The organism is Actinobaculum suis, from assembly GCF_900102025.1.
GTDB classification, from domain to species: domain Bacteria; phylum Actinomycetota; class Actinomycetes; order Actinomycetales; family Actinomycetaceae; genus Actinobaculum; species Actinobaculum suis.
Map to the genome: position 1 here is coordinate 1 of NZ_FNAU01000011.1, position 22722 is coordinate 22722.

Annotated in this window: 15 protein-coding genes; 6 read left to right on the top strand and 9 right to left on the bottom strand. The window is 57.6% G+C overall.

Translation table 11 applies throughout. The annotated features are described in order from the left end of the window. Positions 1 to 491 precede the first annotated feature (491 nt). The 4 genes from BLT47_RS06575 to gatC form a co-directional block, all read right to left on the bottom strand. Complete coding sequence (locus BLT47_RS06575) at positions 492 to 2015, bottom strand: NAD(P)-dependent malic enzyme (RefSeq protein WP_083330140.1); 1524 nt, start codon at positions 2013 to 2015, stop codon at positions 492 to 494. 348 nt (positions 2016 to 2363) lie between these two features. Further along, positions 2364 to 3866 (bottom strand): Asp-tRNA(Asn)/Glu-tRNA(Gln) amidotransferase subunit GatB, encoded by a 1503-nt coding sequence (gatB, locus tag BLT47_RS06580; RefSeq protein ID WP_074663023.1) that lies wholly within the window; start codon positions 3864 to 3866, stop codon positions 2364 to 2366. Positions 3867 to 3869: 3 nt separating this feature from the next. Beyond that, complete coding sequence (locus BLT47_RS06585; RefSeq protein ID WP_074663026.1) at positions 3870 to 5486, bottom strand: amidase family protein; 1617 nt, start codon at positions 5484 to 5486, stop codon at positions 3870 to 3872. Then, positions 5486 to 5782 (bottom strand): Asp-tRNA(Asn)/Glu-tRNA(Gln) amidotransferase subunit GatC, encoded by a 297-nt coding sequence (gene gatC / locus BLT47_RS06590; protein ID WP_049620467.1) that lies wholly within the window; start codon positions 5780 to 5782, stop codon positions 5486 to 5488. The genes BLT47_RS06585 and gatC overlap by 1 nt, the downstream gene beginning before the upstream one ends. Positions 5783 to 6137: 355 nt before the next feature. Here gatC and BLT47_RS06595 point away from each other — a divergent pair, with 355 nt between their 5' ends. After that, positions 6138 to 7385: a phospholipase D-like domain-containing protein gene (locus BLT47_RS06595; RefSeq protein WP_049620459.1), complete on the top strand. Its 1248-nt coding sequence runs from the start codon at positions 6138 to 6140 to the stop codon at positions 7383 to 7385. A 201-nt stretch (positions 7386 to 7586) separates the two neighbouring features. Here BLT47_RS06595 and BLT47_RS06600 read toward each other — a convergent pair whose 3' ends face one another. Beyond that, a complete protein-coding gene (locus BLT47_RS06600) occupies positions 7587 to 10298 on the bottom strand; it encodes an NAD-dependent DNA ligase LigA (RefSeq protein ID WP_083330135.1) in 2712 nt (903 codons plus the stop codon). Positions 10299 to 10480: 182 nt separating this feature from the next. After that, a complete protein-coding gene (locus BLT47_RS06605) occupies positions 10481 to 11377 on the bottom strand; it encodes an SOS response-associated peptidase (RefSeq protein WP_143021803.1) in 897 nt (298 codons plus the stop codon). 288 nt (positions 11378 to 11665) lie between these two features. Here BLT47_RS06605 and BLT47_RS06610 point away from each other — a divergent pair, with 288 nt between their 5' ends. The 3 genes from BLT47_RS06610 to BLT47_RS06620 all read left to right on the top strand — a co-directional run bounded on the left by BLT47_RS06610 (position 11666) and on the right by BLT47_RS06620 (position 14613). After that, positions 11666 to 13066 carry a sensor histidine kinase gene (locus BLT47_RS06610; RefSeq protein WP_074663032.1) on the top strand — a complete coding sequence of 467 codons (1401 nt, stop codon included), beginning with the start codon at positions 11666 to 11668 and terminating at the stop codon, positions 13064 to 13066. Between the two features lie 250 nt (positions 13067 to 13316). Then, positions 13317 to 14015: a response regulator gene (locus BLT47_RS06615; protein ID WP_049620469.1), complete on the top strand. Its 699-nt coding sequence runs from the start codon at positions 13317 to 13319 to the stop codon at positions 14013 to 14015. Between the two features lie 331 nt (positions 14016 to 14346). Beyond that, a complete protein-coding gene (locus BLT47_RS06620) occupies positions 14347 to 14613 on the top strand; it encodes a WhiB family transcriptional regulator (protein WP_049620462.1) in 267 nt (88 codons plus the stop codon). 286 nt (positions 14614 to 14899) lie between these two features. Here BLT47_RS06620 and BLT47_RS06625 read toward each other — a convergent pair whose 3' ends face one another. From BLT47_RS06625 to BLT47_RS06635, 3 genes are all read right to left on the bottom strand, one after another. Further along, positions 14900 to 16663 carry an MFS transporter gene (locus BLT47_RS06625; RefSeq protein ID WP_074663035.1) on the bottom strand — a complete coding sequence of 588 codons (1764 nt, stop codon included), beginning with the start codon at positions 16661 to 16663 and terminating at the stop codon, positions 14900 to 14902. A 487-nt stretch (positions 16664 to 17150) separates the two neighbouring features. Next, complete coding sequence (locus BLT47_RS06630) at positions 17151 to 18377, bottom strand: amidohydrolase (RefSeq protein ID WP_074663038.1); 1227 nt, start codon at positions 18375 to 18377, stop codon at positions 17151 to 17153. A gap of 226 nt (positions 18378 to 18603) precedes the next feature. Next, positions 18604 to 20043, bottom strand: a complete 1440-nt coding sequence (locus BLT47_RS06635) for a sensor histidine kinase (protein WP_049620465.1) — start codon at positions 20041 to 20043, stop codon at positions 18604 to 18606. Between the two features lie 434 nt (positions 20044 to 20477). Here BLT47_RS06635 and BLT47_RS06640 point away from each other — a divergent pair, with 434 nt between their 5' ends. Both BLT47_RS06640 and BLT47_RS06645 read left to right on the top strand, forming a co-directional pair. Further along, positions 20478 to 21980 (top strand): amino acid permease, encoded by a 1503-nt coding sequence (locus tag BLT47_RS06640; RefSeq protein ID WP_256332570.1) that lies wholly within the window; start codon positions 20478 to 20480, stop codon positions 21978 to 21980. 63 nt (positions 21981 to 22043) lie between these two features. Then, on the top strand, positions 22044 to 22511 hold the full coding sequence (locus BLT47_RS06645; RefSeq protein ID WP_074663041.1) for a DUF2505 domain-containing protein: 468 nt from the start codon (positions 22044 to 22046) through the stop codon (positions 22509 to 22511). Positions 22512 to 22722 lie beyond the last annotated feature (211 nt).

Below are 22722 nucleotides of genomic sequence, written 5' to 3' on the forward strand. Positions count from 1 at the left end.
GCAGAAAACAATACCCACCCCACCCCAAAAACACAAACCAAAACCCCAGTGACACCAAACACACACCCACAAAACCCCACCAACACAACAAAAACACAAACCAACCAGACTGATTTACTTCGGGTTCACCGGCCCGTAACCCAGTCTGACGGTCTCTTAGTCAGGCACAGGTTCATCTTTCTGCCTCCGCCCCACCCACACCCGCCGCTTCTTAGGGCAAAAGACTCTGCAAGCCCGAGGGGCCTGCAGAGTCTTCGTTATCTGGCAGCGACCGCTAATTTCGCTAGTACCAAGCTCCTTATAAACCTAGTAGTCGCTCATAACCGCCCAGTAACCTCCTATTGCATCCTCATCTTGCTGCTTTACTTCTACTTTGCCGGGGTGCGCTTCGCGTGATGTTCTCACTCTTTTAGTGGTATCCCAAGCCTCTCAGCTTTGTTGTATGCACTTTGCGACGCCCTTAGCGCGTTCGCATTTTCTAGGCCCAGCGCTTATCGTTCGCTCGCCGCTCCCGCGCTCTTTGGCGCAGCTCTTTCCACGCTGTCTTGCACAGCTTCAGCCACGGCGGGCGCAATACGCGAATCGAAGGCGGTCGGAATTACGTAGTCGGGCCGCACTTCATCGCCCACTACATCCGCGAGCGCGCGAGCCGCGGCGAGGAGCATGGCGTCGTCGATGGCGGCGGCGTCGGCATCAAGTAGGCCTCTAAACAGGCCGGGGAACACGAGAACGTTATTGATCTGATTCGGAAGGTCTGAGCGTCCGGTGGCAACTACCGCGGCGTAACGTCCCGCTTCTTCCGGGTCAACTTCGGGAACCGGATTGGCAAGCGCGAAGACGATCGCATTGGCGTTCATGGTGGCGATATCGGCACCGGTGAGCAGGTTCGGGGCGGAAACTCCGATAAAGACGTCGGCGCCGGCGATGGCTTCGCGCAAGGTTCCCGTAATGCCGGCGGGGTTTGTGGTGTGGGCGATTTCCTGCCACGCGGGGTTTTCGTAGGTAGCGTCGGTTTTCAGCACGCCCGCGCGGTCCACCGGCACGATATCGCGCGCACCCGCCACCGTGAGGAGCCGAATAATCGCACACCCGGCCGCCCCAATGCCGTTCACCACAATGCGAATATCGTCGATGTTTTTCCCGGTCACTTTCAGTGCGTTACGTAGTGCGGCGAGCACGACGACGGCGGTGCCATGCTGGTCGTCGTGGAATACCGGAATATCTAGTTCAGCACGGAGGCGTTTTTCGATTTCGAAGCAACGCGGCGCGGAAATGTCTTCCAGATTAATACCGCCGTATGCGGGAGCGATTGCTTTCACGATGCGGATTATTTCTTCCGGATCTTTGGTGTCGAGCACGACCGGCCAGGCATCTACCCCGGCGAAGCGCTTGAAAAGCGCGGCTTTCCCCTCCATCACGGGAAGCGCGGCGGCGGGCCCGATATCGCCAAGCCCGAGCACCGCCGTGCCATCAGAGACGATAGCGACCGTATTGCGCCGGATCGTATACCGGCGCGCGAGTGCAGGTTCGCGGTTAATGGCCGTGCATACCCGGGCCACGCCCGGCGAATAAACCCGGGCGAGGGTCGTCATATCTTCGAGTGGGGCACGCAACTCCGTGGTCAGTTTTCCGCCTTCGTGGAGGGCGAAGACTTCATCTTCGGTACCGCAAACTTCGGCCTTCGGGACGGCCTGCAAAGCTGCCACCACTTCCTCTTGGTGAGAGGCGGAAGCGCAGTCAACTGTGAGGAGCACCACGCGCTGGTCAGGATTCGGATCGGTGCAAGGTTGCTTTTCCGATTCGTCATCTGAGCTGCCTGCAGCATGCAGTTCGCGGCCTTCCGCATGCGGCAATTTCTCTGGGCTCTCTAGCTGCGTGTTTTTCTCTAGCCGTATATTCTCCAGCTGTGTGAGTTTCGCCCCGGTTTTTTCTACCGCGGTTGCGAGCGCGGCAGTGGTCACGGCCGCAGGGGACTTAACTGTAATTCGCAATGTGTAACTTACCGATACGCCCATCGGGCTTCCTTTCGTTTTCGTTTCCCCCGGCTCCGGTTTATCCCGCTTCCGGTCAATCCCGTTCCGGCCGCCGTGTTCCGGCCGCCCTGTTCCGGCCGCCATGTTCTGACAACCATGTTCCGGCCGCCCTGTTCTGGCTGACCCGTTCCGGCCACCCTGTGTAAAACTGTCTTACCTCATATAGAACCGGTCACTTTGTACAGAACGCGGCAAAGCCAGAAGGCCTTGCCGCGTTCATGTTTATCTCATCCGGGTCTGCCGGTATCTCATCCTGGCCTGCCGTTTCAGCTTTAGCGCCTGCAGATTCAGTTTTCGATACCGGCAGGTGCTGCTTTAGTGCCCGCAGGCTTAGCTTTCGATACCTGCTTTTTGCAGAATGATCTTATTTACCTGTGCGGCATCTGCCTTGCCCCGGGTGGCCTTCATTACGGCACCAACTATTGCACCAGCTGCCTTCACCTTTCCGTCCTTGATCTTCTCAAGCACGTCGGGCTGGGCGGCGAGGGCCTCGTCCACGATTCTTTCGATTTCTCCGGCGTCGGAAACCACCTCAAGGCCGCGCGCCTTTACCACCTCTTGCGGGCTGCCTTCTCCGGCGAGCACGCCGTCCAAGGCTTGGCGGGCAAGCTTATCGGTGAGCTTGCCGCTGGTTACTAGTTCGTCAAGTTCGGCCACAGCTTGCGGGGTGATAGGCGCATCTTCCAATTCGATCGCGTGATCCTTGGCATAGACGGCGATTTGCCCCATCCACCATTTGCGCGCCCCGGCCGGGCTGGCACCAGCTTGCACGGAAGCTTCGATCGGTTCGAGCGCACCGGCACTCACTACATCGCGCAATTCTTCATCCGAAAGCTCCCATTCCTTTTGCACGCGGGCCTTTTTCGCGGCCGGCAATTCCGGCATAGATTCGCGAATCTCAGCCACCATTTCTTCCGTGCAGATAACGGGCACCAAATCGGGATCCGGGAAATAGCGGTAGTCATCGGCGTCGGACTTGACCCGCCCGGGAAGCGTGCCGCTAATCGTATCGGAATAGTTACGGGTTTCCTGCTGTATTTCCCCACCTGCGGCCAAAATCGCAGCCTGCCGCTGAATTTCGTAGCGGATGGTGTTTTCGATCCCGCGGAAGGAATTGACGTTCTTCGTTTCGGTACGAGTGCCAAACGGAGCATCCGGGGATTCGCGTAGGGAAACGTTGACGTCGGCGCGGATATTACCGCGTTCCATGCGGCCTTCCGAAATGCCGAGTGCCCGCACAATCTCGCGGATCCCCCGCACATACGCCCCAGCAATTTCCGGCGCGTTCTTCCCCACCCCGGTAGCTGGTTCGGAAACGATTTCAATCAGCGGAACGCCGGCGCGGTTGTAATCAACGAGCGAATACTTAGCGCCCGCGAGCCGACCGTCCGCGGCGCCCACGTGCGTGTTCTTTCCGGCGTCTTCTTCCAGGTGCGCGTGTTCGATCGGGAACCGATACGGCGTGCCGTCAGCCAGTTCCACATCCAGATATCCACCCAAAATAATCGGGCTGAAGTTCTGGGTGATCTGATATGCCTTCGGTAAGTCCGGGTAGAAATAATTCTTGCGGTCGAAACGCGAACACGGGTTGATTTTCGAGTTCAGTGCCAGGCCGAGCCGTACCGCATATTCGACGGCGGCTTTATTCAGCACCGGGAGCGAGCCCGGCAACCCCACGGATACGGGCTGAATGTCCGTATTCGGTTCGTGGCCGAAAGCCACGGGCGCGGCGTCGAAAATTTTGGTTTCCGTGGACAGCTCCACGTGCACTTCCAGACCAATCACGGGATCGAACCGAGCAATGGCCTCGTCAAAATCCATCAATTCATCCATTACTTATTCCTCCCAGTTCTGTGCCGGCGAGGTGGCGGCCAAACGTCCGCACACCTTTTCCACGATTCCAGCCACCTTGTACATGAGTGCATCGGCCCGGGCTGGAGCCATTACCTGCAGGCCCACGGGCAAGCCGTCCGCCAGCCCGCTCGGCACGGACATGGCCGGCACGCCCGCCAGATTGGCGGGGATTGTCGAAGCATCATTGAGGTACATGGCCAACGGATCATCGGACTTCGCGCCGAATTCGAAAGCTACTTCCGGAGCGGTGGGCGAAAGAATCACATCAGCCTGCGTGAAGGCTTTCTCCAGGTCACGTTGCACGAGCGTGCGGACCTTGAGCGCGGCGCCGTAGAATTGGTCATAAGCACCGGCGGAAAGCACTTGCGTGCCCAAAATAATGCGCCGCTTCACCTCATGCCCAAAACCGGCCGCCCGGGTTGCTCGCATCACCGTTTCCGCAGTGACCGGGCCTTTCTTCGGTTCTACGCGAATTCCGTAACGCATCCCATCAAACCGCGCCAGGTTCGAAGAAACTTCAGCCGGCTGAATCAGGTAATAGGCTGGCAAAGCGTACGTAAATGACGGGCAGGAGATTTCCACGGTTTGTGCACCGAGCGCTTCGAGCTTCTCCACTGCGGCATGGAAGGAAGCCAAAACCCCTTCCTGGTACCCTTCGCCTTCCAGTTCTGCTACCAAGCCAATCCGCAAACCAGCAAGCGGTTGGGCGCTATCCGTGCCAGAAGCTGCGGCTGCAGACTCGGCATCCTCGGCGTCAGAAGTTCCGGCAGCTGCAACCGGCTCGGCGCCAGAAGTTCCGGATTCGGCAGAAGCTGCGGCAACAGACTGCGCGCCAGTGCGAGCAGCAGCTGCCAATTCTGCTACCGGATCAGGCAAGGACGTGGAATCGTGCGGGTCGTGCCCGGAGATGAGTTCTTGCAGGAGGGCGGCGTCTTCTACCGTGCGTGCCACCGGGCCGATCTGATCCAAGGACGAAGCCATGGCGATCAAACCGAAGCGCGAAACGGCTCCGTAAGTGGGTTTGGCCCCCACGGTTCCGGTTACCGCACCCGGTTGCCGGATGGAACCGCCCGTATCTGAACCGAGTGCCCAGGGCACCATAAATGCGCTGACCGCGGCCGCGCTACCTCCGCCGGACCCACCCGGAATACGGCTGGTATCCCAGGGGTTTTTCGTAGCCCCGAAAGCCGAATGTTCGGTGGAAGACCCCATGGCGAATTCGTCCAGATTAGTCTTTCCGACGATCGGCAACTTTGCCGCCTTGATCTTCTGAATCACCGTGGCATCGTACGGTGGTTTCCAGCCTTCCAGAATCTTGGAGGCCGCCGTCGTCGGCACACCACGCGTAACAATATTATCCTTAATGGCAATCGGAATGCCGGCCAGTGGATGCAGGGCTTCCCCTGCTTCCCGAGCGGCGTCAACCTCCCGCGCCGTGGCGAGAGCCCCTTCCCGATCTACATACAAAAAGGCATTGATTTTCGGGTCGACGGCGGCGATGCGCTCGAGCACTGCTTCGGTCAGCTCCACGGAGGTCAGTTCCCGCGCGCGGAGCAGCACCGAAAGCTCTGCCGCCGTTTTCTTCAGCACGTCTTTCACTATTCGCCTCCCAGAATTTGCGGAACCAGGAATTTACCGTCCTCTGCGGCGGGAGCGGCCGCGAGCAATTCGTCGCGATCGAGCGTTTCTCCCGGGACGTCCGGCCGCGTCACGTCTTCAATCGGAAGGGGGTTCACGGTTCCCGGAATATCCGGGCCGGCAACCTCAGAAACGGCTTTAACCCACTCTTCGACTGCTTCAAGTTCGGTGGACATCTGCCGAGCTTCGTCTTCCGTCAAGCTTATTCGTGCAAGGTCTGCGATATGCGCGACCCGTTCTTTGGAAAATGACGACATAACCCCAAGTGTAGATGACCGGGCGGCCCGTGGCGGAAACACACCGCATTGCGGCCGCACCAATTCCGCGGTTTGTGTTTTTGCAAATATCGCGGAATTAGCATTCGCAGGCACCAATTCCGCGAAACTGTTCCGCCCCAAAACCGGCACCCAAACTTCATCACGGCAACCAATTCCGCGAAATCTGCGGCGGCTCCGGCGGCTCCGGAAATAATCCCCAAACATTCTCCAAACATCTTCGGTGCTTCGGAAATACCATGAGCCCAGCTCAAACTGCCCTTCGGGCGAAAATCCAGGCCCGCCGATGTGAGGCATCTGTAGGCACAGAAAGCCGGCGGCGTCTAAAGTGAAGCCCATGGTCAAGCTAAACCCGCGAGCGCGGAAAGCTCTAAAGTGGGGCGCGATAGCCACGGCGGCAGCGCCAGTTATCGCTACCGGCGCTGTTGTAGCTATTGATGAAGCTCGTAAACGCCGCACGCCACCTACCGGTGAGTTTCCGCATTTGCCGCCGCAACCGGCAAACGTGGGCGAAAACGAGACCTTAATTTTCACTTACGGGCGCGATCTGTACGAAGCGATGCTGGCCGATATCGAAAAGGCCAAAGAATACGTGTACTTCGAAATGTTTATTTTGAAGGCAGACGCGTGGGGTTACCGTTTCCGAGAGGCTTTCCAGCGCGCGGCACGCCGCGGCGTACGCGTGCATGTGCTGCTAGACACCTGGGGAAACCTAAATCAAGATCCATGTTTCCGCCATCCCCCGGCGCAGAAAAATCTGCATTGGATGAACTTCCCGCTCGTGCGCACCGGAATCTTTACTGGACGTTCGCGCGATAAGGGCCGTGATCACCGCAAGATTATGGTGGTTGATGGCCGCGTGGGATACGTGGGCGGATACAACATCGGCACAATTTACGGCACCAAGTGGCGTGATACGCATATGAGGATTGCCGGGCCCGGGGTGTGGGAGCTAGAAGCGGCATTCACGGAAATGTGGAACTCCTATCGCCAACGCAAACACCCGCGTTTAGAAATCGAGCCGGGCCACAGATGGAATCCGGCGTTGCGGGCGGTGCATAACTCGCCCGCCCAAAATGTTTACCCCATAGCCGCGCTATACATTGACGCTCTAGCCAGGGCAAAGGATCGCGCGTGGATGACGATGGGCTATTTTATTCCGGACGATCCCATGCTCGATGCGCTTACTGGCGCTGCCCAGCGCGGTGTGGACGTGCGTATCCTCATCCCCCAATATTCAAACCATATTTATACAGATTGGGTGGGCCGGCCGCATTATGAGCGTCTTTTGGAATCCGGGGTGCGCATGTTCCTCTACCGAGAGGCGATGATTCACGCCAAAACGATGACGGTAGACGGACATTGGTCCACCATCGGCACCGCGAACATTGACCGCTTGTCCCTGCGCGGAAACTTCGAAATCAACATGTCGATCTTTTCCGACGATCTTGCGCGCGTGATGGAGAAACTCTTCCTGGTGGACCTCACAAACACCTTCGAACTTACCCTCGAAGAATGGAACAAGCGCGGCACGCTCGCACGCGTAACCGAATCGATTCTCCGCCCTCTCGCCCCACTCCTCTAGGTTTGGCTTTGCCTGGCCTGCCTACCCCGGAGCCAGCCCGGCCCCCTGGCACCTATTTCGCAGTGCCTTTTGCCGCGCCTTTTCGCAGTGCCTTTTGCAGTGCTTTTTTGCAGTGCCTTTTGCCGCGCCTTTTCACTGTGTCTTTTCGCAGTGCCTTTTAGCTGTGCCTTTTCGCTGTGCCTTTTTGCCGTGCCTTTTCGCTTAGTTTTCCGCGGCGGGTAATTCGCCGGTTTGCAAAAGCTCGTTGAACTGGGCTTCGGTAAGGATCGGGATTCCAAGTTTCCGGGCTTTATCCGCATTTGAACCTGGCTTTTCGCCAACGACTACCGCCGTCGTTCGCTTGGAAACCGAGCCGGGAGCACGCCCACCGTGCGCCTCGATAGTGGCCCGCACCGAATCGCGCGTGTAACCCTCCAGCCCGCCGGTAACCACAATCCGCATTCCCGCCAAAGTTTGCGCAACCGCACCGGTTGCGCTAGCACCGCTAGCACCAACACCGGTACTGCTAGCGCTAGCCCCACCGGTACCACCGACGTCCGTCCCGCTAACGCTAGCGGCGCTACCGGCTTCGGCCAACGCTGGTGCCGGTTCCGGATCTTGCCATACGACGCCCGCGGCCGTCCACCGCGCAATGATTTCGCGGTGCCAATCCACGGTAAACCAGTTGCGGAAGGATTCGGCAATAATCGTGCCTACACCTTCCACCTGTTCGAGTTCTTCTAGGCTGGCCGCCTGCAAGGCGTCTAAAGAGCCATACGCGCGGGCCAGTTCGCGAGCCGCGGTGGGCCCCACATGGCGGATCGAGAGTGCCACGAGCTTGCGCCATAGTTCTTTTGTTTTTGCGTTTTCGATTTCCTCGACCAAGGTCTCAATCGTTTTCCCAGGTTTGGAAGGAGTGGTTTGTTTATTTGGACCATTTTTCCGGTCGCTCCAGCGCGGGGCAAGCCACGCAGCGCGTTCATATTGCCAATCCCCCGCGCGTTTTATTTCTGTGCTGCCCTTCGCTTTGACATCCCGGGACAGTTCCCGCCAAATCCACACATCACGCACGGATTCCACGGTGATTTCAAAAAGTCCGGCCTCGTTTTTGAGAACTGGACTTTGCGGGGCTGGGATCCCCAGCTCGGCTTGTAGCGCGGGTGGAATTACCTCTTGGGAATCTTGCAGGGCACCTGTTTCATCGATCAATCCCATTTCGCGAGCGCCTTCGCGGCCAATATAAACGCGCCGGTCAGTACCGTCTTCCCCTTCGAACCAGAGGGCTTTGCCACGCGTCAGCGCGGTGAGAGCATCTTCACGGCGTGCCTCCGGATTAGTGAGCCACAACGCGGTTTCGGCGCCCAGGCGTTCGATATCTAGAGCGCCGCGCGAGCCAGCATGGGCAACGCGTTCAGTGAGCTGCGAAGGGCAGGATTTCGCGTTCGGACAGCGCAAGTCCACATCGCCTTCCTTGGCGGGCGCTAGTTTGTGCCCGCAAACCGGGCAGTTTTCCGGCATTTTCCAGGTGCGTTCATCGCCTTGCCGGCGCGCTTTTACCGGTCCGAGAATTTCCGGGATTATATCCCCAGCTTTTCGCAAAATTACAATGTCCCCAATTTTTACTTCTTTTCGGGCCACTTCTTCCTGGTTATGCAACGTAGCCTGGGAAACTGTGGAACCGTCCACAACCACGGGTTCCATAACTGCATACGGGGTGACGCGGCCGGTGCGGCCAACGTGAACGCGAATATCGAGGAGACGGGTTTCTACTTCCTCCGGTGGGTATTTGAAAGCGACGGCCCAGCGCGGCACGCGCGAAGTTTCGCCCAGGCTGCTTTGCAAGCTCCGCGTATTGACTTTCAGAACCGCGCCGTCGATACCGTGCAGTAAATCGCTACGGTGGGTGGCGAGGTTATTGACAAATTCTTCGATTTCTTCCCACGAATCAGCAAGTTGGTTATAGGGCGAAATCGGGATACCCCACTCAGAAAACGCCTGGTAGAGCCCCGTTTGTGTGGAAAGCTCGGTTTCCCGGGAAGCGGGAATACCGCGAATTTCGCCCACCCCGTGCGCAATAAAAGAAAGCGGGCGCGAGGCGGTGACAGAGGGATCTTTTTGCCGCAAGGACCCGGCCGCCGCGTTACGTGGATTCGCAAAGGGCTGCATATTTGCGATGACGGCGCGGGCGCGGCGGCGCTGCTCGAAACTTAGGCCTTCTTCGAGTTCCGCTTCCGCTTCTTCCACTGCGCGGCGCCGCTGCTCGTTGAGTTTTGCGAACTCGCGGAGGGGGAAAAACACTTCACCGCGCACTTCTATGAGTTCCGGCACGTCCGCACCGCGCAAACGTTTCGGAATGGCGCGGATCGTTTTGATGTTGGCGGTGGTGTCTTCACCGTTTACGCCGTCGCCGCGCGTAGCACCCACGGTAAGCTCACCATTTTCGTAACGCAGGTTGACGGCAAGGCCATCAATTTTTGCTTCCGTGGTTACTTCCAGGCTTTCGCCCGGTGTTTCTGCGGCGCGTTCTTCATACCATTCCCGCAGTTCCGCCAGCGAGAAAACATCTTCCAAGGAATACATTTGGGAAAGGTGCGGAATAGTTTTGAACGGCGAATCAGAAATCTTCGCGCCCACCCGCTGGGCCGGTGAGTCCGGACTGGACAGGTTTGGAAAAGCGGCTTCCAAGCGCCGCATTTCGTGGACCAGTTCGTCATAACGGGCATCCGTGAGCGGACTCTCGTTACTTTCTGCGTAATAGGCTTCCTGTGCACTTGCCGCAATCGGCGCGAGTTCGGCTAACCGCTGGCGCGCTGCTTCCTCCGTAAGATTTTCGGCCGGAGCTTCGCTAGCGGAACCGGTAGCAGAAGTGCTGCCACTACCAGGGGCAGCCGCAGGGCTATCAACGAACCGACGAGTATTACGCACTTTTTCCATCACGGGCCCTATTGTCCCTCATTTTCGTTCGCTTTTCCCTGCCGATTCCCGCTCGCACCAATTCCGCGGTTTGTGTTTTTGCAGATATCGCGGAATTAGCCCGCGCGGTAGGTACCAATTCCGCGGTTTGTGTACGTGGTGCTGCGCGCATACTCCCCCGCCCAGCGCCGCTAGATACTCACTCAATCGTGCAACGGACGCACATTTTCTGGCGAGTTATTTCGCACATTGTTCACTTCCTGCCGCACCGCTACCGCTTCCAAGAGCGGAGCCGGGCGCCGCAATAGTTCACGCGCGGCCGCGCCATCCTGCAAATTCGGATCTAGCCAAACCGCGTATTCCTCGGAGCGGAGCGCCACCGGTTCACGATGATGAATATGCCGCAGGTTTTCTTGCGTCGGCCGGGTCAAAATTGTGGCGGAAAGCAACCACGCACCGCCCGGCTTTCTCCACCAGGAATACAAACCTGCCATTCCCAAAAGTTCCGGTGTGGCTCCACTTCCCCGCTCTTGCACCTTTTCCGCGGTTTCGGTGCCAGGCTCTCCTACCTTTTCCGCGGTTTCGGTGCCATACTTCCGCACCAATTCCGCGGTTTCTGCTGCTCCCCCAAGTTTCGGAACCCCGCCGTTTTCCTCGGCCTCTCCGCGTAACGGCGTCGTAGGCACAGAAATATAAAACGGTTGTTTATCCCCTTGCCGTGTTTGCCATTCAAAATAGCCATTCATCGGGAAAATGCATCGCCGTTTTGCCATAGATTCCGCAAAACTCGGTTTCTCCGCTGCCGTTTCCAGCCGCGCGTTGAACAGCACCGGCCCGTTGCCACCCGCCCGTGCCCAGCCGGGCACCAAGCCCCAGCGGGATAGTAAAAGTTCACGCACCGCTCCCTGCGGTTCCGGTACGACGCCGCCGCGGGGCTCCCCCACCGGCCGCCCGTAATGTTCCACCACGATGGGGACATTCGCGGTCGGAGCAACGTTGTAATTCGGCGCAAGATTTGTGGCCGCAGGGTCCGCAAATTCGAATTGAAATTGGAGCTGCACGCCCTGCGTCGGCTGAAATAACGCATATCTGCCACACATACACCCAGCGTATCGCGCATGCCACGGGCCGGCCGGTACCGCGTACACAAACCGCGGAATTGGTGCCCAAGGAATACTAATTCCGCGAAATCCGCACCCACACAAACCGCGGAATTGGTACCTACGCGCGTGCTAATTCCGCGATATCTGCAAAAACACAAACCGCGGAATTAGTCCGCGCAGCGGCAAACCCCGCGCCCCTTACTACGACTTCGGGCCTACCTCTATCCGGCTACAGGCGGAGAAAACCTATCCATTCCGTACCCAAAAGCGCGTTACAGTAGCGGCGTGGAACGCGACAAAATTCTGCGGATCGCAGGTTTTAGCCCCTTGGATTTGGCCCTCGCCCTGTGCATTCTGATTTTCAAAATCGTGTTTGGGCCCATGGGGTTCTATCTGCTGGATACCGATATGCCGGCCTTCTCGCCGCTAGATTATGTTATGCAGGTACTGGTCTTCCTCGCGATTTTCACCTGCCTGCTCCTGCGCCGCACCCATCCGGAAATTGCGCTCATTATTATGACCGTTTCCTATAGCGCAAACTACCTATTGGGAACTTTTGCTTTCCCCGAACTGGACTATTTAGTTGCGGGAATGGTGCTCTACGGGGTTGGAGCCTACGGCAAATCTTGGACCCGCTACGGCGTAATAGTAAGCCTCGTCTGCATGATTCTTGCTTCCGCTTTTGCTTGGGGAAGGTCTTTGCAAGACGCCCAGGTTTTCTTCCTCTTAGAAGTAATCCTCTTCCTCACTTTCTCCTTAGCGGGTTTTATATTAGGGCGTTCCCGCGCGAACGATTTTGCGCGCTTGCGGCAGATCGATGCGGAAGCGGAAGCAGCTCGGCGTGAGGCTGAACAAAGCGCGCGGATCGCCGTCTTAGCGGAACGTAACCGGATTGCGCGGGACATGCACGACGTCGTTGCCCACACGCTTTCCGTAGTGATTGCGCAGGCGGACGGCGGCCGGTATGCCGCCCAGAAAGACCCCGCGGCGCCCGTGCAAGCACTCGAAAAGATCTCCAAAATAAGCCGCTCTGCCCTCTCCGATATTCGCACGATTATCGGAGTTTTACGGGAAGGAAATGATGGAGCACCGCTGGTACCCACCCCGGAGGTAAGCGATTTGGGCCAGCTGGTGGAAGACATTCGCGCTACGGGCCGCACTGTAGAATTCGCGGAAGTGGGCGATATTACAGTTTTGCCATCGGGCACTTCCGCTGCCCTGTATCGCATCTGCCAAGAAGCAGTGACGAATGTGCTCAAACATGCACCGCGCGATGCCCGGATTGCGATTACCCTCACCCAAACCTCGGAGGGGGTGACGCTCACCGTCGATAACGACCGCGGTGAGCACGCCCCCACCGCCGCTACTAGTTCCGACCCCGCTCCCCGCGCCGTCAAAAGCTCCGATTTAGTTACCCGCGCGGCCAAACGTTCCGATTCGACTCTCGCCTCCGCTGGTAACTCTTATTCGCCGCCCGCGCCCACTAATTCCGATTTAAATGCCCCTCACCTGCCCGGCAGAAATCGCGGAATTGGTAATTCTGCGGGTGGGAACGGGATTATTGGGATGCGAGAACGGGCCGCGGCCTTTGGCGGCACGCTTATGGCTGGCCCCTTAGGCGATTACGGGTGGCGCGTGCAAGCACACCTCCCCACCCCGGGGCAGAAAAGTACCGATTTCCGCTAACCTATTGGGCAGGGCACATGGCAGGCTAAACGCACACCAGGCTAAACACGTGCCAGGTTAAACGCACACCAGGCCAAACATATGGCAGGTTGAACACGAGCCTGGCAAGGGCATCTGGCAACCGGCGTGCATATTGCGCAAAGCACATAAACTGGCTGCCGTGTGAGGTTAGCGCGATACCGCCGGCGGAGGCGGTAAGGAGGTCACCGTGGGAACTGTAAAGGCGCAGGATCCGGCAGAAAGTTCGGAAATGGCCGCGCAAAAACCACTGATCCGCGTGGGAATTATCGATGATCAGCAGCTTGTTCGCACCGGTTTTTCCATGGTTATCGATTCCCAAGACGATATGAAAGTAGTTTTGGAAGCTCCCGATGGGGAACTCGCGCTGCAACGTCTTGAAGTTGTGCCCGTGGATGTAGTTCTCATGGATGTGCGCATGCCCAAACTCGACGGCTTAGAAGCCACCCGGCGCATCACGAGCACCGAATATTCTCACGGCGCACACCCTAAAGTTATCGTGCTCACCACCTTTGACCTCGATGAGTACATGATAGGCGCGGTTACCGCGGGCGCTTCCGGGTTCCTCGTCAAAGATGCACCGCCGGAAGAAATGTTGCGCGCCATTCGTACTGTCTTTTCCGGCGACGCCGTTATCGCGCCCACTTCCACCAAGCGCCTGCTGGCACATGTGGCCGCGCGGGAAGCCCAGGACCAACGCATCGATCCTTCCGTCCTAGACGGTTTGACCGAACGTGAGTTGGAGGTCTTGGCGCATATGGCCCGCGGGGAGTCAAACACGGAAATTGCAGAATGCCTCGATGTGGCCGAAGCAACCGTAAAAACACATGTGGGCCGCATTTTTGCGAAACTGCATGTGCGTGATCGGGTACAAGCAGTGGTCCTAGCCTTCGCCTCCGGGCTCGTAAACCCCGGCGACATGTCCTTCTAAGCATTGCGCATCGGCGCTTCCAACCACCGGCAATATTACGGGTGGGCTTGGAATATACGGGCGGGCTTGAAATATACGGGTGGGCTCGAGGAGGGTCCAGGAGTGCAGAATAAATTCTGCGGGAGGGTAACTACTTCCCTTATCACTAATTCCGCGCTTTCGGCGCTGTCAAAACCTCACACATTCCACCTCTTTACCTGGCCCGTGCCCTCTGCAATGATCGGTTGTTGCATTTTTGTTGACAGCGCCCCAACCGGGCGATGTGGCGCCGCGCGCCAGATAATAATCGCGCGGGTCAAACGAACGCCCACACGCGGGCGAAGGAGGCACTATGGATTGGCGCGTACGAGCAGCCTGTCTGAAAGAAGATCCCGAACTGTTTTTCCCAGTTGGAAGTTCGGCGTCCGCACTAGCACAGGCAGAGCGTGCCAAAGCAGTGTGTTCACGCTGCACGGTCCGCGAACAGTGCTTGGATTACGCCCTAGCCTCTTGCCAAGATTCGGGTGTGTGGGGCGGCGCTACAGAAGACGAGCGCAAAGCGCTGCGCCGGCGGCGCAGCCGGCAACTTCGAGCCGCAGCCGCTGCGGCACACGCGTAATACAGCTTTAGTACTAACAATGCGAGCCGTGGGAGCGTCTGCTCCCACGGCTCGCATCGCCATATTCACCGGTTTTTGTTTACAACCAATCCGGTAGTTACAACCAATCCGGTAGTTACAACCGCTCGGGCGTCCGCTATCAATCCAGCGTCCACAACCGATCCGGCGTCCACTACCAATCCAGTGTCCACTATCAATCCAGCGTCCACTATCAATCCGGCGTCCACAACCAATTCGTTGTTTACTACCAGCCCGGCTTGGCCTGGATAGTCAGAACCTCGCGGTTCTAACTCTGATATTCGTCCACTATTTTGACTAGCACTTCTCTATCTAGATCTTGAAGCCGGTTTGTCAAGACTTGCCGCTCCAGAGCTTCTAGTTCCGCCATAGAGAGTGTGGAGAGGTGGGCGATAATCTGCTGACGTTGTTCGTCGTCGGTAGGATGCGGTTCCGGTGCGGCGCTCGGTGCCACCACACCCAGATCCCGCGTGCCGCCACCCTTAGGTACCGTCACCGCAATCGAAATAATGGCGATCAAGGTGAGCAGGATATTGAAGAGCATCACCACCATGCCGGCAAACCGCAGCGAGGTATTGTCCTGCACGCCAGACATTTGCAGCGCATACGTAACCGACTGGCCTTCACCACCCTTGAGGGCGTTGAAGATAGAAAGAGAAAGCGCCAAACCGATTGCCCCGCCCAGCGAGGAAGCCATCTTGTAAATACCGGAACCAGAACCGGACTTTTCGGACGGCAAGTTGGACAGTGCGGCGTCGGTGGAAGGCGTGGCGTAGAAAGCCAAGCCCAAACCGAACAGACCATAACCAATAACGGCAAGAATCTTGTAGGTGCCCAGGTTGACGAAGGTCGGGGTGAGGCAGGCGCCAGCCAAAATCACGATGCACGAACCCCACAGCATGGGCTTGCGCGGGCCGAAACGCTGCAGGAGTTTTTCACCCACGCGAATGAAAGCAATAATCGTGATCGCGTAAGTGATCGTGAGCAGACCAGCATCCCAGGTGGTCATGAACTGGTCATGAATCCCATCGCCGTTCAGATCCACAAAGTTTTGCCGGCACAGTTCCGTACCGCAATCTTCGATCGTGCGCGGGCGTGCCCCCAGGAATACGAGTTGGGAAACATTGAGCAGGCCGATGGTCGCGTTGATCATAAAGTTCGAAATCGTCGCCCCGGTGAACGTGGTGTTCTTGAACAGCGAGAAATCAATGAAGGGGTTCGATTGGTGCATCTCCCAGCGCACAAAAATAATAATCCCCACCACGGCGATCGCGAACAGGGCCAGCGTAATCGGGCTGCCCCAACCGCCATTGGGCATTTGTGCGCCAAACATGAGCGCCACCATCAGGGCCAGCAAGGCGATCAGGAAGACCACGAGGCCAACGACGTCGAACTTCTTCTTCGTTACCACTTCGGCCTTCGATTCCGGGGTACCCAGAATCATGAAGAAGGCGAACACGCACACCACGATGGAAATAATGAAAATCCAGCGCCAGTTCAGTTGCTGGGATATGAGGCCGCCGAACAGCGCGGCCAGGCCCGAACCACCCCAGGAACCGATCGACCACATAGACACCGCGCGCTGGCGGGCCGGCCCATCCCAGTAGGCCTTCAACAGGGCCATGGTGGAAGGCATAATGCACGCCGTGGAAAGGCCCTGCAAGGCGCGGCCCACGAGCATCAGCGGGGTAGCCAATGGTCCCATCGCCAAAACCAGCATGAGCGAACCAATTGCGCTCAACACAATGCCAATAAGCGTGACCTTGACGCGCCCGATTTTATCGCCCAAACCGCCCATTACTACGATAAAGAGGCCGGAGAACAAACCGGCTAGCGGGGCAGCCAGCGAGACTACCGATTCGGAAATGTTTTCCGTGCCAATATCGGCAACTACAACGGTTACTAGGTTTCCGAGTGTCCCCGCAAACAGCCAGTAGGTGAGCACCGCGAGCACGATACCCCACAGAAGTTTTTCACTTCCTACAAATTTGGTTTCACCGCTACTAGCGGTGGTTTCTTTCGTTTTTGCCATTCTTTTTTGTATCTTTCCGTGGTGAGCAATACCAATTCCGCGATTTGTGCGGTTAAGTGAGGGGCATGGGTGCCGCGCGGCTCCCGCACTCGCCGGCCAGCGCGCGTTAGCGGGCACCGGCTGGTAATAGCGCGTCCAAGCAGGTTGTGTACCGTGCTCCAAGCAGCTGGTTACGTACCGTGTGTCAAACAGTAGGTTACGTACCGTGTGTCAAGCAGCTGGTTACGTACCGTGTGCCAAACAGTAGGTTACGTACCGTGTGTCAAGCAGCAGGTTACGTACCGTGCGTCAAGCAGCCGGTTGCATACCGTGCGTAGCGTGTGCGTGGTGAGCGATGCACAACGCCTAGCCCCTGGTGAGTGAAAGTCTTCCAAGCATCCGTAACTTGGTCTAGACCGAAGGGGCAAATCCCCAGTGCGCGCAAGTCTTCGGCTACGGGTGCCGGTTGCGGACCGGGCTTCCCGTTAGCCCCTAGTGTGCCGGAGCTTTACTTTCCGAGGAAGGAAAGGATGGATACCGCGGCAGCTTCCGCGCCGGTGCGCAGGGTTGGCTGCATAATCGGCCCAAAGTGCGGATTGTGGTTCGGGTAGACCTGCTGGTCCTTAGCAAATCCGCCAAAGCCCCAGTAGCAGTACGGCACGCCGAAAGCATCCGGCACGATCGAGAAGTCTTCAGAGGCAGTGACCGGGTCGAGGTGTTCTACGCGATCTGCACCGAAGTATTCGATGAAGCCGGCGCGCACGGTGCTGTGTACATCGGCGTCGTTATTGGTGAGCGGGAAAACGTCATAAACTTCGATTTCGGGAGCTTCTGGGGCATCCGATGCTTCGCATTCCGCGGTTACGATGCGCTTGATTGCGGCAATAATCTGTTCGCGCGTTTCGTTCGAGTACGCCCGCACGTTGAGTTGCAAGGTTGCGCTATTGGGGATGATATTTGCTTGCGTGCCCGCGTGGATGGAGCCTACGGTCACGACGCCGAACTCCGCCGGCGCGAGTTCGCGGGCCACAATTCCCTGCAAGCGGGTAACAATCGAAGCTGCCAGCAGGATCGGATCCACACCCAGGTGCGGCATGGAGCCGTGCGAGCCGCGCCCGGTTACGGTGATGCGAAGCGAGGCCGCGGTGGAAAGCGCCGGACCGGCCGTGGTTCCCACTTTGCCCGCTTCCGGATCGGTAAGGACGTGCTGGCCGAGGGCCACATCCAGCTTGCCAATCTTGGCATTCACCTTTTCAACCAGGCCATCGTTGACCATCGAGCGGGCCCCTTCCGCGGTTTCTTCCGCCGGTTGGAAGAGAGCCACATAAGTGCCGCTCCAGGCGTCCTTATTTTCTGCCATTACCCAAGCCGCGCCGATCGCGGCTGTCATATGCATATCGTGCCCGCAGGCGTGCATTACCGGTTGCACAGTGCCGGTGCGGTCTTTCATGGTTTTCGTAGATGCGTACGGCAAACCGGTTTCTTCTTTCACCGGCAAACCATCAATATCGGAACGGAAAAGGACCGCCGGGCCGTCCCCGTTACGGAGGATGCCTACTACGCCTCCGCCGATGCTCATTGTTTCGTATCCAAACTTATCCAACAGCCCTTGCAAGCGGGCCGCGGTTTCGGTTTCGAGCATAGAAAGTTCCGGATTCTGGTGGAGCTCTACATATAGCTCTTCCAGTTCCTTTTCCACTTTCGCAAGCGACGATACCGCGCTGAATCGGCTCATTCTTCCTCCTTAAGTGGCCACTTTGGCCACACACTACCGATTCTAGCGCCGTAAATAACCACGCTCAGCACTGTTTTTTCGGCTCCATTATTCGCCCAGTTCAAAAGCGTGTAAGCGCGCTATCTTGGGCGCCCTCCCGCAAACGTCGCGCACATAAATGGTGCTCGATTACACCGGTTAGCAGGGGGCATTTTTCCGGGAAATCCTGCTCAAAAAGCCCGCGCGGTCAATCCGTGACGTCCACATCAAAATCAATCAGGACTGAAGTCCCGCCACTGTCATTGCGTTTCCATTCGATATTGCCGCGCAGCTCGCCTTCTACCATGGTGCGCACAATCTTGGTGCCCAATCCTGGCCCGGGCCCTTCGCTGCCCATGCCCACGCCGTCGTCGCGCACTTCTACCGCCAGATGATCTCCGGTGCGTTCGACGATCACGTCGATGCTCCCACCCTCCGGTAGGCCGTGTTCGACGGCGTTCGAAACCAGCTCGTTGAGGACCACCGCTAAAGTGGTGGAACTGGAGGCACCCACGTTTCCGAAACTGCCGTGTTGGCAGGCTTTTACGGGTACACCGGTGGCTGCAATGTCAGTAGACATGGCAAGCAAAGGCGAAAAGATTTCGTCGAAATTCACCGATTCGGTGATCGACTGGGAAAGAATCTGGTGGACGAGGGCGATTGTTTCTACCCGCCGTTGGGCCTGCACGAGGTCTTCAATAACTTCCGGGTCGGTAGCGCGCCGGGCTTGCATCCGCAAAAGCGCGGAAACCGTTTGCAAATTGTTTTTGACGCGGTGGTTGATTTCCCGGATGGTGGCGTCTTTGGTAACCAGTTCCATTTCCCGACGCCGCAGCTCGGTAACGTCGCGAGAAAGAAGCACCGCGCCTATGCGTTTACCGTCTTCGATGAGCGGGACCGCGCGGAAAGTGACCACTACGCCGTGTAGTTCAAGTTCGGAAAGCCACGGCGCCCGGCCCATGAGCACAACGGGCAAAGATTCATCCAGAGTCGTCTTATCATCAATGACGGACACGATTTGTTCCGCCAGAATTTGGCCTTCTGCGGTGGCGCGCACGCCCAGCCGATGCAGATTAGAAGTGGCGTTCGGAGAGGAAAAAATAACCGCGCCTTCCGCATCAAGTTGGGTGAATCCGTCAGTGACGCGCGGCGTGCCGTGGCGGTACCCGGTAGGCGCATCCTCCAGCGGGAATTCCCCTTCGGTAACCATGCGCAGAAGTTTTTCTTCAATGTCTGCATATGAGGGATGTGGCAAAGAAACCCGCCGGCCCGGAATGTCCGAACTAAGTTCAGCCAAAACCGCGATCGGTTCCTGCCCCTTTTTTCGTACCGGGTAGCAGGAATAGGTTATTCCGTGCAGGTCAAATTCGCGGTGTTCCCCGGTTTCCAGAACCTCGAACAAAATCGCGGAAGGTTCCGGGGAGATATGGGTGCCCACGACGTCGTTATCCAGCACCGTAGAAGCCGTAGCCGGGCGCGCGACCGCACCGATCATAAATCTCCCATCCATCATGGGGACGAGGAGAGTCAAATCCACAAAAGCAAAATCGGCGATCAGTTGCCAATCCCCCACCAACTGGTGGAGCCATTCACGTTTTTCCGTATCCAGCTCGGTCGCGCGATCGAGGATGTTACTCAAAGACGGCATAAGTACACCTTACCGGCCCGCAACCAATTCCGCGGTTTGTGCTCCCCACGTTTTGTGCCCCAACCTCCGGATTTACCAATTCCGCGGTTTCGGTTCCCGCAACCTCGCGCCCACCTCCCGCCCAACTCCTGCCCAACTCCTGCCACCAAGCGCCACCCAATCACCAATTCCGCGGTTTGCGTTTTTGGGGCCCCATTTTTGGAGGCCCCATTTTTTAGGGCCACAAAAATTGGTGCTTCGGCATGCTTGGTGGACTATAAGCGCACGTTCCGGTACTTTTCACTAGTCTGGTCCGACCGGGGAAAGCGACGGGCTGGCGTAACATTGCCTTGCGAAATATCGTCACGCGCTTTCGCACAAACCTCGGAATTGGTAAAAAGACGCGCGTAGCAGCAGCTCGTAGCAGCAGCTGACGAGATGAGGGATAGGAAACAGTGGCGCAAAAGAATCTTGGCAACAAGAAAGCGGGCATGCACACCGAGCTCTCCCGCCAGCTCACCAGCCCGCAGATCGCGATGATCGCACTTTCCGGAGCACTGGGTACCGGACTGTTTTTGGGCGCGGGAAGCACCATTCAGCACGCCGGCCCGGCTACCGTTATTTCTTATATGCTCGCGGGCAGCCTGGCCCTCGCCGTCGTGTGGGCCCTGGCTGAACTCGTATCTGCGCACCCGGTACCGGGCGGGCACGGCACCGTAGCAGCGTCGTACCTGGGCCGATTTGGCGGTTACCTCACGCGCTGGAATTTCGCGGTGACGATGCTGGTCGCGGTGGGCGCGGAAGTGACCGCGAGCGCGAAATATCTGCATCGGTGGTTGCCCTGGCTGGATCAGGGGCTGGGCACGGTGCTGTGCTCGCTGTTTATTGTGAGTTTGAATCTTGCCACGGTGCGGCTGTATGGCACCTCCGAGTATTGGTTCTCGATGATCAAAGTGGTAGCAATCTCGGTCTTTATTTTGCTCGGCTTGGTTATCGTTTTCTTCGGTCTGCCGGAGCAAGAGCCGATTGGTTTTGTCAATTTGACCGGCCACGATGGGTTTATGCCTTACGGGGTGCCGGGTATTTTGGCGGCGGCGTGCATGGCCGTCTTTTCCTTTGGCGGGATTGAAAACGTTTCGGTTTCGGCGGCAGAATCGCAGCATCCGGAGCGCGATATTCCGCGCGCCGCGCACACCATGATTTGGCGGCTCTTGCTGTTTTATGTGGGCGCTATCTTGGTGGTGGTGATGATCCAGCCGTGGACGGTGACGGCCCAGCCACTGGCGAGTATTGAGCAGTCGCCTTTCGTAATCGCTTTGGATGCGGCGGGGATTCCGGGTGCGGGGCATATTATGAATGCGGTGCTGTTGGTGGCGGCGCTTTCGGCAGCGAATGGGTGTTTGTATTCTTCTTCCCGGATGATTCACGCGCTGGCAATCGATGGGATGGCACCGGCTTTTGCGGCGCGTTCCAGCGCGCATGGGGCCCCGCGCGGAGCGGTTTTGATCGCCACTTTGGGAATGGTGATTGCTTCCGTGCTGGCGATTGTTTCCCCGGATGCCGCTTTTTCCTATCTTTATGGTTGTGCCACGGTCGGCATTTTGGTGACCTGGGTGCTGACGATGCTCACGCATTTGGCTTTCCGCCGGCACCGCGCCCAGCTTGGTTTGCCGGATGCTCCGGCACGTTTGTGGGGTGCGCCGGTGGTACCGGTACTGGTGATTGTGGCTTCGATCGCGATTTTTGTGGCCCTGTTCTGGTTAATACCGGTGGCTTGGTATGCCGGGATTCCCTACCTGATTTTGTTGAGTGCTTCTTATTTGTTGGTACGACGCTCGCCGGCTTTGGCTCCGGTGCGAGACCTTGCCGCGGAGGAATACGCGGAACTGCACGGCCATAAACCCGGCCCTCTCTCACCTGGTGCCGCACAGGCGAATACCCAGAACACAAATGAGTAAGCGGTCAGCCAGATTTTTGGGCTTAGCTTGGCAGGCAGGGGGTAAATAGGGCACAGTAGTTTCATGCAAATTTCTCACACTTACACGGTAGAGGCAGAGCCCGCAGCCGTGTTGGACGCATTGCTTTCGACCGAATTGAATACTGCCCGGATGGAAAAGTTCTCCATCTCGGATTACGAATTTAACACTGATGGCGCCCAGGCCACTCTCGACATCACTGTGGCAGCCGACCGTTTGCCGAAAACCGTTGGCAAGCTGTTACGTAGCGGTGCACAAGCAACGCTGACGATGCGGCGCGAGGATGACGTTGTTCACCTCGAAGTTTCCACCAAGGTTCCGGTTAAGGTGGAGTTGACCTTGCGGGTTGCTCCCCAGGTGGATGGGACGACGTCGGCCGTACAGGCAACCGGCGAAGTCAGTGTTAATATGCCGTTGATCGGCTCGAAGATCGAGGATGCGGTTTCGCAACGGGCCGCCCGTGCTTTGGAGAGCGACGCCGCTCTCATCGCCAAGGTTGCTGCGAGCAAGTAAAAAATTCGGCACGCTACATGTGCAAACAATCAGCTCGCTACATGCGAATACGAATAGCTAGTAGCGGGTGGCGAGCATTCGCATACAAGTAGCAAGTAATAATAAAATAGCAAATAATCCGCAAGGAACCGGCTGGTACTCGCAATGATGCGAATTCCAAATAGCAACTAGCTATGGTCGAGGCCTTGCGGATTATGCATGTGCGCTATCA

Bases quoted from the DNA above. Each gene is read 5' to 3' on its own strand.
- BLT47_RS06575 (WP_083330140.1), bottom strand. From the start codon at position 2,015: ATGGGCGTATCGGTAAGTTACACATTGCGAATTACAGTTAAGTCCCCT.
- gatB (WP_074663023.1), bottom strand. From the start codon at position 3,866: ATGGATGAATTGATGGATTTTGACGAGGCCATTGCTCGGTTCGATCCC.
- gatC (WP_049620467.1), bottom strand. From the start codon at position 5,782: ATGTCGTCATTTTCCAAAGAACGGGTCGCGCATATCGCAGACCTTGCA.
- BLT47_RS06595 (WP_049620459.1), top strand. From the start codon at position 6,138: ATGGTCAAGCTAAACCCGCGAGCGCGGAAAGCTCTAAAGTGGGGCGCG.
- BLT47_RS06600 (WP_083330135.1), bottom strand. From the start codon at position 10,298: ATGGAAAAAGTGCGTAATACTCGTCGGTTCGTTGATAGCCCTGCGGCT.
- BLT47_RS06605 (WP_143021803.1), bottom strand. From the start codon at position 11,377: ATGTGTGGCAGATATGCGTTATTTCAGCCGACGCAGGGCGTGCAGCTC.
- BLT47_RS06615 (WP_049620469.1), top strand. From the start codon at position 13,317: ATGGCCGCGCAAAAACCACTGATCCGCGTGGGAATTATCGATGATCAG.
- BLT47_RS06620 (WP_049620462.1), top strand. From the start codon at position 14,347: ATGGATTGGCGCGTACGAGCAGCCTGTCTGAAAGAAGATCCCGAACTG.
- BLT47_RS06625 (WP_074663035.1), bottom strand. From the start codon at position 16,663: ATGGCAAAAACGAAAGAAACCACCGCTAGTAGCGGTGAAACCAAATTT.
- BLT47_RS06630 (WP_074663038.1), bottom strand. From the start codon at position 18,377: ATGAGCCGATTCAGCGCGGTATCGTCGCTTGCGAAAGTGGAAAAGGAA.
- BLT47_RS06635 (WP_049620465.1), bottom strand. From the start codon at position 20,043: ATGCCGTCTTTGAGTAACATCCTCGATCGCGCGACCGAGCTGGATACG.
- BLT47_RS06645 (WP_074663041.1), top strand. From the start codon at position 22,044: ATGCAAATTTCTCACACTTACACGGTAGAGGCAGAGCCCGCAGCCGTG.